Raw genomic sequence first — 11,860 nt, forward strand, 5'->3', positions numbered from 1 at the left:
GGGCTTCCTTGTCAGGCGGCCGCGCGCGACGGCGCGGCGGGGGTGGTGGAGCGTCGGCGGGCGCCGACGAGGAACAGGACCATGACCGGCACGGCGTAGAGCAGCCACGCGGCCGCCTCGAGCTTGGTGGTGGCGGGCGAGAAGTTGAAGACGCCCTTGAGGAGGGCGCCGTACCAGCTGTTGAGGTCGACGGTGTCGGACACGTCGAAGGCCAGGTCGTCGAGGCCGGGCAGGAAACGGGCCTCCTGCAGGTCGTGGACGCCGTAGGCGAGCACGCCTGCCGCGACGAGGATGAGGAAGCCGCCGGTCCAGGTGAAGAAGCGCGACAGGTTGATGGAGATGGCGCCGCGGTAGATCAGGTAGCCGAGGGCGATGGCGGTCAGGATGCCGAGCGCGGCCCCCAGCAGCGGCTCCCACGTCGACGCGACCGTGCCCACGCCGCCGCGGGTGCCGGCCTTGGTCGCGGCCCAGAGGAACAGGGCCGTCTCGAGCCCCTCCCGGCCCACCGCGAGCACCGCCACCACCACGAGGGACCAGCGCCCGCCCTCGGCGGCCTGGTCGATGCGGCCGCGGAGCTCGCCGCTCAGGCTGCGGGCAGCCGAGGCCATCCAGAAGATCATCCAGGTGACGAACGCGACGGCGACGATCGAGAGCCCGCCCCCGATGAGCTCCTGCGCCTCGAACGTGAGACCGCGGGGACCGAAGGTCAGCGCGGCGCCGAAGGCGAGGCTCACCCCGACCGCGACGCCCACGCCCGCCCACACCCGGGGCAGCAGGTGGCGGCGCTCGGTCCTGACCAGGTAGGCGACCAGGATGCTCACCACGAGGGCCGCCTCCAGCCCCTCGCGCAGCCCGATCAGGTAGTTCGCCAGCACCACTGCAGGCTACACCTGAGGTTAGCCTTGCCTAATACTTTGGTCGCACGGATCGTTCAGGCCCTGATCAGCACCTCGCCGTGCAGGACGGAGAACCAGCCGTCGGGGTGGACGGCCCAGGCGCGCCAGCCGGCCGCGACCTCGGCGAGCTCCTCGACGGAGGCGCGTCCCTCGTCGACCAGCTGGCGGGCCAGCGCGGTCGTGGTGATGCGGTCGGCCCAGAGGCCGCCCCACCACTCGCGGTCGGCCGGGGTGGCGTAGCACCACGTCGACGACCCGGCGACCACATCGGTGGCGCCGGCGGCGTGCGCCCAGGCGAGGAGCATCCTGCCCGCGTGGGGCTCGCCGCCGTTGGCGCGCGCGGCGGCCTCGTAGAGCTCGAGCCACCGGTCGAGGCCGCTCGATGCGGGGTGCCAGGAGAAGTGGCCGTAGTCGCTGTCACGCACGGCGACCACGCCGCCCGGCCGGGTCACCCGCAGCATCTCGCGGAGTGCCCCGACCGGGTCGGGGACGTGCTGGAGCAACTGGTGCGCGTGGACGACGTCGAAGGCCCCGCCGAGGGCGCCGTCGAGGTCGAGCGCGTGGACGTCGCCCACCACGACCCTCACGTTGGTGACGCCCTGGCGCTCGAGCTCCGTGCGCGTCAACGCCGCCGCCGTCTCGTCGATCTCGACGGCGACGACCTCCCGCACGAGCCGGGCCAGGTCCGCGGTGATGGTGCCGGGACCCGACCCGACGTCGAGCAGGCGCTGCCCGTCGTGCAGGTGCGGCAGGAGGTGGGCCGCCGAGTTGGCCGCCGTGCGCCACCGGTGGGAGCGCAGGACGGCCTCGGCGTGCCCGTGGGTGTAGGTGCTCACTGACGTGCTGACTGGCGGATCAGCGCGCCGAGCTGCCCTCGGTGTAGTCGGCGTCGTGCGACTTGACCCAGGACATCAGCTTGCGCAGCTCGCGACCGGTCTGCTCGATCGGGTGGCTCTCGGCCGTCTCGCGGAACGCGGTGAACTCGGGCGACCCGTTGTCCATGTCGGTGATGAAGCGCTCGGCGAACGCGCCGTTCTTGATGTCGGCGAGCACGTCCTCCATGTTCTTCTTCACCTCGGGGGTGATCACCCGCGGGCCGGAGACGTAGTCGCCGAACTCGGCGGTGTCGGAGACCGACCAGCGCTGCTTGGCGATGCCGCCCTCGTACATCAGGTCGACGATGAGCTTGAGCTCGTGGAGGCACTCGAAGTAGGCCACCTCCGGCTGGTAGCCGGCCTCGGTGAGCACCTCGAAGCCGTACTGCACGAGCTGGGAGGCGCCACCGCAGAGCACCGCCTGCTCGCCGAAGAGGTCGGTCTCGGTCTCCTCGGTGAAGGTGGTCCTGATGCCGCCGGCGCGCAGGCCGCCGATGGCCTTGGCGTAGGACAGCGCGAGGTCCCACGCCTTGCCCGACTCGTCCTTCTCGACCGCGACGAGCACCGGCACGCCGCGCCCGTCGACGTACTCGCGGCGCACGAGGTGGCCCGGGCCCTTGGGGGCGACCATGATGACGTCGACGCCGTCGGGCGGGGTGATGTAGCCGAAGCGGATGTTGAAGCCGTGCCCGAAGACGAGGGTGTCGCCCGGGGTGAGCGCCGGCTCGATCTCCTGGGCGTAGAGCGTGCGCTGGTGCTGGTCGGGAGCCAGGATCACGATCACGTCGGACTCCTCCGCCGCCTCGCGGGGGGTGAGCACGCGCAGGCCCTCGGCCTCGGCCTTGTCGCGGCTCTTGGAGCCGGGCTGCAGCCCGATCCGGACGTCGACGCCGGAGTCGCGGAGCGACAGGGCGTGGGCGTGGCCCTGGCTGCCGTAGCCGATCACCGCGACGTTCTTGCCCTGGATCAGGCTCAGGTCGGCGTCGTCGTCGTAGAACATCTCAGCCACTGGGGGCTCTCCTTCGTCGGTGTGTTGCTCGGGGTGGATCAGTTGGGCGGGATCAGGTGGGGGTGGATCAGGTGGCGATGGCGGACACGGGTGCGGGCACGGCGACGGGGCGCTGGGTGCGCTCGCTGATCGAGCGCGAGCCGCGCCCGATGGCCACCATGCCGGACTGCACGAGCTCGCGGATGCCGAAGGGCTCGAGCACCCGCAGCAGGTCGGCGAGCTTGTCGGAGTTGCCGACGGCCTGGACCGTGACGGCGTCGGGCGCCACGTCGACGACCTTGGCGCGGAAGAGCTGGACGGCGTCGAGCACCGCACCGCGGGTGGCGGCGTCGGCGCGGACCTTGACCAGGAGCAGCTCGCGGTTGACCGACCCGGGGCCGTCGAGCTCGACGATCTTGATGACCTCGACGAGCTTGTTGAGCTGCTTGGTCACCTGCTCGAGCGGCGACTCGTCGACGTTGACCACGATGGTCATCCGCGAGACCTCCGGGTGCTCGGTCGGGCCGACCGCCAGGCTGTCGATGTTGAAGCCGCGGCGGGAGAACAGGCTCGCGATGCGGGCCAGGACGCCCGGCTGGTTCTCGACCAGGACGCTCAGCGTGTGCTTGTTGGCGGCGCTCATGCCCGGACCTCCCAGTCGTCCTGCACGTCCTCGAACTGCGGCGCGAGGTCGCGTGCGTACTTGATCTCGTCGTTGCTGGTGCCGGCGGCCACCATCGGCCACACCATCGCGTCGCGGTGGACGCGGAAGTCGACGACGACCGGCTGGTCGTCGATCGCCATGGCCTTCTCGATCGTGGCGTCGACCTCGTCGGGCGACTCGCACGCCAGGCCCACGCAGCCGTAGGCGTCGGCCAGCTTGACGAAGTCGGGGATCCGCTTGGAGTGCAGGTCGGTGTTGGAGTAGCGCTCGTTGTAGAACAGCGTCTGCCACTGGCGCACCATGCCGAGCGACTCGTTGTTGATGATCGCGACCTTGATCGGGATGTCGTTGATCGCGCAGGTGGCGAGCTCCTGGTTGGTCATCTGGAAGCAGCCGTCGCCGTCGATCGCCCAGACGGTGCTGTCGGGCATGCCGACCTTGGCGCCCATCGCGGCGGGGACGGCGTAGCCCATCGTGCCGAGGCCGCCGGAGTTGAGCCACGTGTTGGGGTTCTCGTAGCCCACGAAGTGGGTCGCCCACATCTGGTGCTGGCCGACGCCGGAGCAGTAGATCGCCTCGGGGCCGGCGATGGCGCCGAGCCGCTCGAGGACGTACTGCGGCGCGAGCGAGCCGTCGGTGGGGGCGTCGTAGCCGAGCGGGTACTTCTGCTTGACCCCGGCGAGGAACGCCACCCACGCCTCGTAGTCGCCGTCGGCGCCCTCGGCCTGCAGGAGCTCGACGAGCTGGGAGATGACCTCGCGGCAGTCGCCGACGATCGGGACGTCGGCGTGGCGGTTCTTCCCGATCTCGGCCGGGTCGATGTCGGCGTGGATCACCAGCGCGCCCGGGGCGAAGGAGTCGAGGTTGCCGGTGACCCGGTCGTCGAAGCGCGCACCCAGGCTGATGATCAGGTCGCTCTTCTGCAGCCCCGCGACCGCGGCCACGGTGCCGTGCATGCCGGGCATGCCGAGGTGCTGGGGGTGGCTGTCGGGGAACGCGCCGCGCGCCATCAGCGTGGTCACGACGGGGATGCCGGTCAGGGCGGCGAGCTGGGCGAGCTCGCGCGACGCGCGGGCCCGGATCACGCCACCGCCGACGTAGAGGACGGGACGCTTGGCCTCGCGGATGAGGCGCACCGCCTCCTTGATCTGCTTGGGGTGCGGGATGGTCACCGGGCGGTAGCCCGGCAGGTGGAGCTCGTCGGGCCAGGCGAACGTCGTCGGGGCCTGCAGCGCCGACTTGGCCACGTCGACCAGCACCGGGCCGGGCCGACCGGTCGAGGCGATGTGGAACGCCTCGGCGACGGTGCGCGGGATGTCGGCGGGGTCGGTCACCAGGAAGTTGTGCTTGGTGATCGGCATCGTGATGCCCCGGATGTCGGCCTCCTGGAAGGCATCGGTGCCGATCATCGAGGCACCCACCTGCCCGGTCACCGCGACCATCGGCACCGAGTCCATGTAGGCGTCGGCGAGGGGCGTGACCAGGTTGGTCGCGCCCGGACCCGAGGTCGCCATGCACACGCCCACCCGGCCGGTGGCCGCGGCGTAGCCCTGCGCGGCGTGGCCGGCGCCCTGCTCGTGCCGGACCAGGATGTGCCGGATGCGGGTGGAGTCCATGAGCGGGTCGTAGGCCGGGAGGATCGCACCGCCCGGGATGCCGAAGATGTCGGTCACGCCGGCCGCCTCGAGGGACGTCACCAGGCTCTGTGCGCCCGTGACCGGTCCGCTTCCCTGTCCGCCCTGCTGCGTCATGTCCTTCTCTCTCCTGCTGCGTCTACGTCGGCTCTGGGCCATGAAAAAACCCCTCGGCCCGGTGGGCGACGAGGGGTGACGCGCGTGCGTTGGGCCGGTGGCCGTCAGCTCACGCGTCGCGTGCGTACAAGAATCTCGGTGCGCATGCGACATACCGTCGTCGCCGGGGTGGTCCGGCGTCAAGCAAGTGTGACAGGCGTCCCACCATTCGGAACGCGAGTCTCGCGATGTGGAGAACAGGCGTCGTTCAGCCGCGCTCCAGCGGCGTGCAGATGCACGACCGGTTGCCGTCGGCGTCCTCCACGACCCAGAACGCCGGGGCGTCGGCGTCGCTCACGAGGCGCCCGCCGGCGTCGAGCACGGCCTGAAGCCGCCGCTCGGCCTCGTCGTGCGGCACCCACACGTCGAGGTGCCAGCGCTGCTCGTGGTCGCGCTCGGGCAGTGGCGCCCCGCCATCCCCGTCGGGCGTCTGGAACCACACCCCGGGCACCTGCCCGCTCGGGTCGACGACCCCACCGGGGCCGGCCTGCGCGCCGAGCAGGGCGGCGTAGAAGTCGCCGAGCCGCTCGGCGGAGGCCGTGTCGAGCGCCGGCTCGATCTCGGTGAGCCCGGAGACGTCGGCCACCGCTCCGAGCTCGGCGGCCAGCTCGCTGATCCGCCGGGCCAGGTCGAGGTCACGGCTGGTGATGCCTCCGACGTCGTGGCTGCTCAGCGTCACGACGACCTCCGGATAGGTCAGCGTGACGTCGGGGTGGTGGCCGGCCTCCTCGGCGGCCGCACCGATCCGGTCGACCAGCTCCAGGCCGGTGGCGAAGTCACCGGTGCGGAAGCGGGCCTTGAGTCGGTTGAGCACCTTGCGCCAGTCGTCGAGGCCAGCGGCGAGGATGTCGTCGTGGCGCAGTCGTGCCTTCGGATCGCTCATGGGCCCGACCCTGCCACTCGGCACCGACGGCGACCACCCCCGTCGGCTCAGGCCAGGGTCTGGGTGATCTCGTGGGTGGCGTCGTCGACGACGACGCGCGCCAGGGCGCCGTTGACCAGGGGCAGGTGGGGCGGCACGTGCCCGATCTCGAGGTCCCACACGATCGGCAGGTCGAGACGACCCACGGCATCGAGCACGGCCTCGCGCTGGGTGAGGTCGGGGTGGTCGGGCGCGCCCGTGCGGCCGACGAGCACCGCGGCCGCCCGGTCGAACCAGCCCGCCAGCCGGAGGCCGTGGAGGAAGCGGCAGATGTCGACAGCGTGGTCCTCGCACGCCTCGACGTAGACGATCGTCGGCTCGTCGAGGCCCTCGGCCCAGGCCCGCACGTCGCCGTACGGCGTGCCGGCGAGGTTGGCGACCGTCTCGATGCAGCCGCCGATCAGCCGCCCGGACACGTCGAGCGATCCGCCGCCCTCGACCTGCCACGACCCGGTGCCCACGTGGGTCCACTCGGTCGCCCGGGGGTCCTGCTCGAAGCGCACCCAGTCGGTGACCAGCCCGGAGTCGCGCTGCACGAACGGACCGGGCCCGCCGGCCAGGTCGAGCCAGTGCAGCAGCCCGTCGGGGACGGCGTACGGCGTGTCGGCGAGGTTGTCGCCGTGGATCGTGGCCCAGCCCAGGCGGGTGGTCAGCGGGACGAGGACGGTCGAGAGGTCGGAGTAGCCGACGAGCCAGGTCGGCTCGGCCGCGGCGAGCGCGTCCCAGTCGAGCAGGTCGACGAGGTCGATCGCGGTCTCGCCGCCCCACGGCGGGATGACGCACGCGATGTCGGGATCGGCCAGCATCCGGGTGAGCTCGTCGGCGCGCTGCTGGGCCGGGCCGGCGGTCAGCCCGCCCCCGACCAGGAACTCGCCGACCTCCACCTCGTAGCCGCGCCCGCGCAGCCAGTCGACGCAGAAGTCCATCCGCGCCACGCCGTCGCCCTCGACGCCCGCCGACGGGGCGGTCACCCCGATCCGGTCGCCGGGGCGCAGCGGGCGTGGGAAGAGGGGTGCTCGGGCCATGGCACCAGTCTGGCACTGTGTGTCCATGGCTTTGGGCGACATCGCGCGGCAGGCGATCCATGCCGGCACCGTGGTGCCGCGGCTCTACGTGGCGGCGGTGCAGGCCGGCCTCGGACCCGCCGGCGCGCTCGAGGTGCTGCGGCTCTCCCGGGCCGCCCTGCAGATCGCGGCGGCTCAGGGCCGTGGCGTGCCGGGCCGCGCCAACGCGATGCGCCACTTCATGTGGCAGGCGGTGCTGACGGCACGGTTCGGGGTGGAGACCGCCCGGGCGATCGCCACGGCGCAGGAGTCCGGCTCGTCCGCCCGCCACGACTCGCGGGTCGACGAGCACAACAACGCCGTGGGGCAGGAGTACGGCGCCACCAACGCCGCCGAGCTCGGGGGCACGGACGCGATGCGGCGCCTCGTGCCGGTCGCCCTGGCGAAGTGGGACTCCGGCGAGCTGGTCTGGGTCACCCGGCGCTGACGGGGTCGTGACCCGGCGCGAGGAGGCGGCGGACGGTGTCGATGAGCACCTCGCGCTGCCCCGCCGCCGTGAACGACTCATCCACCGCGAGGCGCCCCAGGAAGCCGTCGACCACGACGAGCAGCCAGGCGGTGAGGTCGGCTGCCGACAGGTCGGTGCGGGCCTGGCCCGCGGCCTGGGCGCGGGCGACCCAGGGGCCGAGACCCTCCTCCAGCACGCGGGTGTCGCGGGCGAGCGCCGCCTCGACCTCGCGCTCCCCCATCACCGCCCCGACCGCCCGGACGAAGCCCGCGAGCCGGGGGTCGGCCATCTCGTCGGCGGTGTGCGCGAGGTGCGCCTCGATGACGGCCATCGGGTCCTCGTCGGCCGGCCGGGCGGCGAACCACTCCCGCGTCTCCTCGGTGCCGAGCTCCAGGATCGCGAGGAGCAGCGACTGCTTGGTCGGGAAGTAGTGGAAGAAGGTGCCCGAGCCGATGCCGGCCTCCCGGCAGATGGCGGCGGTCGAGGTGCCGGCGTACCCCGTGGCCGCGAAGCAGGTCAGCGCAGCGTCGATGATCAGCAGCCGGCGAGCCAGGTGCTTCTCCGGGTCTACGGTGCGGGCCACCGGTCACCTCTCCCTTTCATGGAGTGCATGCTCTAGTATTCCATCCCATGGGGGACATCGAACGCTGGCACCTCGTCGAGGGCGGCCACGAGCACGTCGTCACTGTGGAGCAGCATGCCTTCACCCGCGAGGTGGCGTGGACCCGCGACGGCACCGAGGTGGGGCGCACGAAGACCTCCGACGACACGATCGTCCTGGCGCCGACGGGCGCGGACGGTGCCGTGCGCCTGCGGTGCGCGATCGTCGGCCCCACCCGCCGGGTCACCCTCCACGACGGAGAGGCCGAGGCGCACACGGGCCTCGGCGGCACCGACCTCGAGCCCGCGGCCGGGTCACGAGCGGCCAGGCGCGCCGAATGGATCGGTGCCCACCCCCACCTCCACACCGCACGGCAGACGGCGATCGCGGCCGCCGGCGTCGGGGTGCCGGTCCTGCTGGTCTGGCTGCTGAGCCTGGTGCCCTGGCCGAGCCTGGACATCCCCTGGCCCGACATCTCGCTGCCGTCGATCCCCTGGCCCGACCTGCCGTCGATCCCCTGGCCCGACATCACCCTGCCGTCGATCCCGTGGCCCGACATCGACCTCCCGTCGCTGCCGGCATGGACCGAGCCGGTCCGCCAGGTGCTGGTGCCGGTGCTCATCGCGTTCTTCCTCGCCCGCGGCGAGGTGAAGCGCCGGCGCCGGGCCGAGGAGAAGGCCAGGGCGGAGGCCAGGGAGAAGGCCGCGGAGGAGTCCGCGGAGGAGGCCAGGGAGGAGTCCCTCGACCTTGAGTCTCCTGGAGACTCAAGGCCCAGCGCCGTCACCGACCCCAGGCCGTGAGGCCCTCGCGGTCGTGCTCGCCGCCTGGCCACACCGCGCGCACCACGCCCGCCGCGGCGAGCGCCTTGCGGCAGCCCGGGCACGGCGGATCGGTGATGTAGGCGGTCGCCCCCTTGGTGTCCCTGGTCGCGAAGAGCAGGGCGTTGACCTCGGCGTGGATGGCGATGCAGAAGCCGGGTGTGCCGGGGCGGTCGTAGTCCCCGAGGCCGGGCACGTCGTCGTAGCCCAGCTGGCCGCGCGGGCAGGCCCCGCCCAGGCAGTCGTCCTCCCCCGGCGCCGCGCCGTTGTAGCCGGTGGCGATGATGCGGTGCTCGATGGTCAGGACGGCGCCGACGCGGCGGCGCGTGCACTTGGCCCGAGCGGCCACGGCGTCGGCGATGCCGAGGAAGTAGTCGTCCCAGCCGGGGACGGCGTGGTCCGGGGTCGCGGTGGTGGGTGCGCTCACGGGAGCACCGACTGCCCGATCGCGCCGGGGTTGTAGGCGACCTCCCAGCGGAATCCGTCGGGGTCGGCGAAGTAGCCGGAGTAGCCGCCCCACTCGCGCTCGGTGGCCTCCCGTACGTGCGCCGCTCCGGCCGTGCGTGCCTGCTCCAGCACGGTGTCCACGCCCGCCCTGGTGGCGAGGTTGTGGGCCAGGGTGATCGGCGGCACGCCACCGCGCGTCGGCGTCTTGCCCACCTCCTCGACGAAGAACGACTCGGCCCAGAGGCTCAGCACGACCTTGTCGGCGACCCGGAACATCAGCACCTCACCGACCTCGTGGAGCTCGGGCTCCCAGCCGAGTCCGTCGACGTAGAACTTTCGGGTCACCTCGAGGTCGCCCACGACGAGGGTGATGAAGCTGAGGCGCTGGTCCATGTCACTGCTCCTGGGGGGCGGCGGGCTCGGGCGGACGGGCGGCCAGGCGGACGCGCTGGCGCCCCATGGCGTCGAAGTTGCGGTCGTCGAGCCAGTCGGCGAGGGCCTGGCGCACACGCGGCCACTCGCGGTCGGTGATCGAGAACCAGTCGGTGTCGCGGTTGCGTCCCTTGACGACCACGGCGTTGCGGAACCGGCCCTCCCAGATGAACCCCAGCCGGATGGCGGCCCGGCGCGAGGGGGCGTTCAGGCTGTCGCACTTCCACTCGTAGCGGCGGTAGCCGAGGTCGTCGAACGCGTAGCGCATGAGGAGCGCCATCGCCTCGGTGGCGGCGCGGCTGCGCTGGAGCTGGCGGCCGAACGCGATGGCGCCCACCTCGATCGTGCCCATCGCGGGGTCGATGCGCATCAGGGAGCAGAATCCCGCTGCCCGGCCGGTCTCGACGGGGACGATCGCGTACATCACCCGGCCCGGGTCGGCGCCGCCCTCCGCGACGATGGCGGCGAGCTCGTCGCGGTCGCGCGGGCGCTCCCACGCCAGGTAGGTCCAGATCGGCTCGTCGTCCTCGCCGCACAAGGACGCGTAGAGGTCGTCAACGTGCTGGGGGCCGGCGGGCTCGAGGCGCACGCCCTGTCCCGCGAGCACCACGGCGGGGTCGGGCGGGGCGGCGGGGGTCCACTCGACCGGTCGACCGATGCGCTGGCCGTGGGCGTTGGTCCTCGGGGTGCCGCTCATCGCGCGGTCTCCCGCAGGGCCTCGGCGACCGCGGCGACGCCGCGCTCGACCTCCTCGAAGGACGTCGACAGGGGCGAGAGCCCGATGCGCAGCCCGCCCGGGTCGCGGTAGTCGGGGATGACGTCGCGCTGCCACAGCAGCGCGGTGACCTCGCGCATCCGGTCGTGGTGCAGGGTCACGTGGCCGCCGCGGCGGGCCGGGTCGCGGGGCGAGGCGAGGGTGACCTCGGGCAGGGACGCGTCGGCCAGCTCGACGGCGTACGACGTCAGCGCGACGGACTTGGCGCGGACCGCCTCGATGCCGGCGTCCTCGACGAGCTCGAGCATGCTCTGCATCGCGACCATGCCCAGGATCGGCGGGGTGCCGGAGATGAACCTGCGGATCCCGCGTGCCGGGGTGTAGCCGGGGCCCATCAGGAACGGGTCGGCGTGGCCCATCCAGCCCTGGATCGGCTGGGTGAGCTCGTCGTGGAGACGGGCGTTGACGTAGCCGAACGCGGGCGAGCCGGGCCCGCCGTTGAGGTACTTGTAGGTGCAGCCGACGGCCAGGTCGACGTCCCACGCGTCGAGGGCCACGGGCACGGCGCCGGCCGAGTGGCACAGGTCCCACAGCACCAGCGCGCCGGCGTCGTGGCTGATGCGGGTGAGCTCGGCGGCGTCGGCCAGCCAGGCCGAGCGGTAGGCGACGTGGTTGAGCACGACCAGCGCGGTGCGCTCACCGACCGCCTCGCGGAGCTGGTCGGCGGTGACGCCCTCGGCGGTGTCGACCTCGATCCAGCGCAGGGTCAGCCCGCGCTCGGCGGCGATGCCCTCGGCGACGTAGCGGTCGGTCGGGAAGTTGTCGGTGTCGACGACGATCTCCGTGCGAGCCGGGTCGGTGCGCACGGCGTGGTCGACCGCGGCCCGCATCAGCTTGTAGAGCCACACCGTGGTGGAGTCACCGATGGCGGTCTGGCCGGCGCCCGCGCCCAGGCAGGTGCGGGCCAGGTCGTCGCCGAGGGTCGTCGGCAGCTGCATCCACTGCTCGTCCCAGCCGCGGATCAGGCGCCCGCCCCAGTCCTGCTCCACGAAGGAGACCAGCCGGTCGGCCGTGGCGGCGACGGGACGCCCCAGGGAGTTGCCGTCGAAGTAGACGAGGTCGCTCGCGGCACCGACGAACCGGTCCCGGAAGCGGGCGAGCGGGTCGGCGGCGTCGAGCTCTGCTGCGGTCATCACGCCC

General features: G+C 72.6%; 14 protein-coding genes. 2 read left to right on the forward strand and 12 right to left on the reverse strand.

What is annotated here, in order from left to right; all coding sequences use genetic code 11:
- Window positions 1–11: 11 nt before the first annotated feature.
- From efeU to AC54T2_RS12420, 7 genes are all read right to left on the reverse strand, one after another.
- Window positions 12–875 (reverse strand): iron uptake transporter permease EfeU, encoded by an 864-nt coding sequence (efeU, locus tag AC54T2_RS12390; RefSeq protein ID WP_496666322.1) that lies wholly within the window; start codon window positions 873–875, stop codon window positions 12–14.
- Window positions 876–931: 56 nt separating this feature from the next.
- Window positions 932–1,732: a class I SAM-dependent methyltransferase gene (locus AC54T2_RS12395; protein WP_496666323.1), complete on the reverse strand. Its 801-nt coding sequence runs from the start codon at window positions 1,730–1,732 to the stop codon at window positions 932–934.
- A 19-nt stretch (window positions 1,733–1,751) separates the two neighbouring features.
- Entirely contained in the window at window positions 1,752–2,780 is a 1,029-nt protein-coding gene (gene ilvC, locus AC54T2_RS12400; RefSeq protein ID WP_277395297.1) for a ketol-acid reductoisomerase, read from the reverse strand.
- A 67-nt stretch (window positions 2,781–2,847) separates the two neighbouring features.
- On the reverse strand, window positions 2,848–3,402 hold the full coding sequence (gene ilvN, locus AC54T2_RS12405) for an acetolactate synthase small subunit (RefSeq protein WP_186340844.1): 555 nt from the start codon (window positions 3,400–3,402) through the stop codon (window positions 2,848–2,850).
- Complete coding sequence (locus AC54T2_RS12410) at window positions 3,399–5,216, reverse strand: acetolactate synthase large subunit (protein ID WP_186340843.1); 1,818 nt, start codon at window positions 5,214–5,216, stop codon at window positions 3,399–3,401. The genes ilvN and AC54T2_RS12410 overlap by 4 nt, the downstream gene beginning before the upstream one ends.
- A gap of 205 nt (window positions 5,217–5,421) precedes the next feature.
- A complete protein-coding gene (locus AC54T2_RS12415) occupies window positions 5,422–6,096 on the reverse strand; it encodes a 4a-hydroxytetrahydrobiopterin dehydratase (RefSeq protein ID WP_496666324.1) in 675 nt (224 codons plus the stop codon).
- Between the two features lie 47 nt (window positions 6,097–6,143).
- Complete coding sequence (locus AC54T2_RS12420; RefSeq protein WP_186340841.1) at window positions 6,144–7,160, reverse strand: S66 family peptidase; 1,017 nt, start codon at window positions 7,158–7,160, stop codon at window positions 6,144–6,146.
- Window positions 7,161–7,185: 25 nt separating this feature from the next.
- Between AC54T2_RS12420 and AC54T2_RS12425 the strand changes: the two genes are divergently transcribed.
- Window positions 7,186–7,626, forward strand: coding sequence for a DUF6973 domain-containing protein (locus tag AC54T2_RS12425; RefSeq protein WP_186340840.1), 441 nt, complete (start codon window positions 7,186–7,188; stop codon window positions 7,624–7,626).
- Here AC54T2_RS12425 and AC54T2_RS12430 read toward each other — a convergent pair.
- Window positions 7,613–8,230, reverse strand: a complete 618-nt coding sequence (locus tag AC54T2_RS12430) for a TetR family transcriptional regulator (protein WP_489974790.1) — start codon at window positions 8,228–8,230, stop codon at window positions 7,613–7,615. The genes AC54T2_RS12425 and AC54T2_RS12430 overlap by 14 nt on opposite strands.
- Before the next feature lie 47 nt (window positions 8,231–8,277).
- Here AC54T2_RS12430 and AC54T2_RS12435 point away from each other — a divergent pair, with 47 nt between their 5' ends.
- The gene (locus tag AC54T2_RS12435) at window positions 8,278–9,048 is read left to right on the forward strand and encodes a hypothetical protein (RefSeq protein WP_496666325.1); all 771 of its coding nucleotides are present in this window, start codon (window positions 8,278–8,280) and stop codon (window positions 9,046–9,048) included.
- Here the strand turns inward: AC54T2_RS12435 and AC54T2_RS12440 are convergent.
- Genes AC54T2_RS12440 through kynU form a run of 4 tightly spaced genes read right to left on the reverse strand, consistent with a single transcriptional unit; the run spans window position 9,029 to window position 11,853 of the window.
- Window positions 9,029–9,493: a deoxycytidylate deaminase gene (locus tag AC54T2_RS12440; protein WP_186340838.1), complete on the reverse strand. Its 465-nt coding sequence runs from the start codon at window positions 9,491–9,493 to the stop codon at window positions 9,029–9,031. The genes AC54T2_RS12435 and AC54T2_RS12440 overlap by 20 nt on opposite strands.
- Window positions 9,490–9,906 (reverse strand): VOC family protein, encoded by a 417-nt coding sequence (locus AC54T2_RS12445; protein ID WP_186340837.1) that lies wholly within the window; start codon window positions 9,904–9,906, stop codon window positions 9,490–9,492. Before AC54T2_RS12445 ends, AC54T2_RS12440 begins: the two co-directional genes overlap by 4 nt.
- Window position 9,907: 1 nt before the next feature.
- Window positions 9,908–10,642, reverse strand: coding sequence for a GNAT family N-acetyltransferase (locus tag AC54T2_RS12450; protein ID WP_496666326.1), 735 nt, complete (start codon window positions 10,640–10,642; stop codon window positions 9,908–9,910).
- Window positions 10,639–11,853, reverse strand: a complete 1,215-nt coding sequence (kynU, locus tag AC54T2_RS12455) for a kynureninase (protein WP_496666533.1) — start codon at window positions 11,851–11,853, stop codon at window positions 10,639–10,641. Before kynU ends, AC54T2_RS12450 begins: the two co-directional genes overlap by 4 nt.
- Window positions 11,854–11,860: the final 7 nt, after the last annotated feature.

This window comes from Nocardioides sp. Z35_8, from assembly GCF_059621125.1.

Excerpts from the sequence above, each read along its gene's own strand:
- ilvN (WP_186340844.1), bottom strand. The coding sequence starts at position 3,402 with ATGAGCGCCGCCAACAAGCACACGCTGAGCGTCCTGGTCGAGAACCAG.
- AC54T2_RS12410 (WP_186340843.1), bottom strand. The coding sequence starts at position 5,216 with ATGGCCCAGAGCCGACGTAGACGCAGCAGGAGAGAGAAGGACATGACG.
- AC54T2_RS12415 (WP_496666324.1), bottom strand. The coding sequence starts at position 6,096 with ATGAGCGATCCGAAGGCACGACTGCGCCACGACGACATCCTCGCCGCT.
- AC54T2_RS12420 (WP_186340841.1), bottom strand. The coding sequence starts at position 7,160 with ATGGCCCGAGCACCCCTCTTCCCACGCCCGCTGCGCCCCGGCGACCGG.
- AC54T2_RS12425 (WP_186340840.1), top strand. The coding sequence starts at position 7,186 with ATGGCTTTGGGCGACATCGCGCGGCAGGCGATCCATGCCGGCACCGTG.
- AC54T2_RS12435 (WP_496666325.1), top strand. The coding sequence starts at position 8,278 with ATGGGGGACATCGAACGCTGGCACCTCGTCGAGGGCGGCCACGAGCAC.
- AC54T2_RS12445 (WP_186340837.1), bottom strand. The coding sequence starts at position 9,906 with ATGGACCAGCGCCTCAGCTTCATCACCCTCGTCGTGGGCGACCTCGAG.
- AC54T2_RS12450 (WP_496666326.1), bottom strand. The coding sequence starts at position 10,642 with ATGAGCGGCACCCCGAGGACCAACGCCCACGGCCAGCGCATCGGTCGA.
- kynU (WP_496666533.1), bottom strand. The coding sequence starts at position 11,853 with ATGACCGCAGCAGAGCTCGACGCCGCCGACCCGCTCGCCCGCTTCCGG.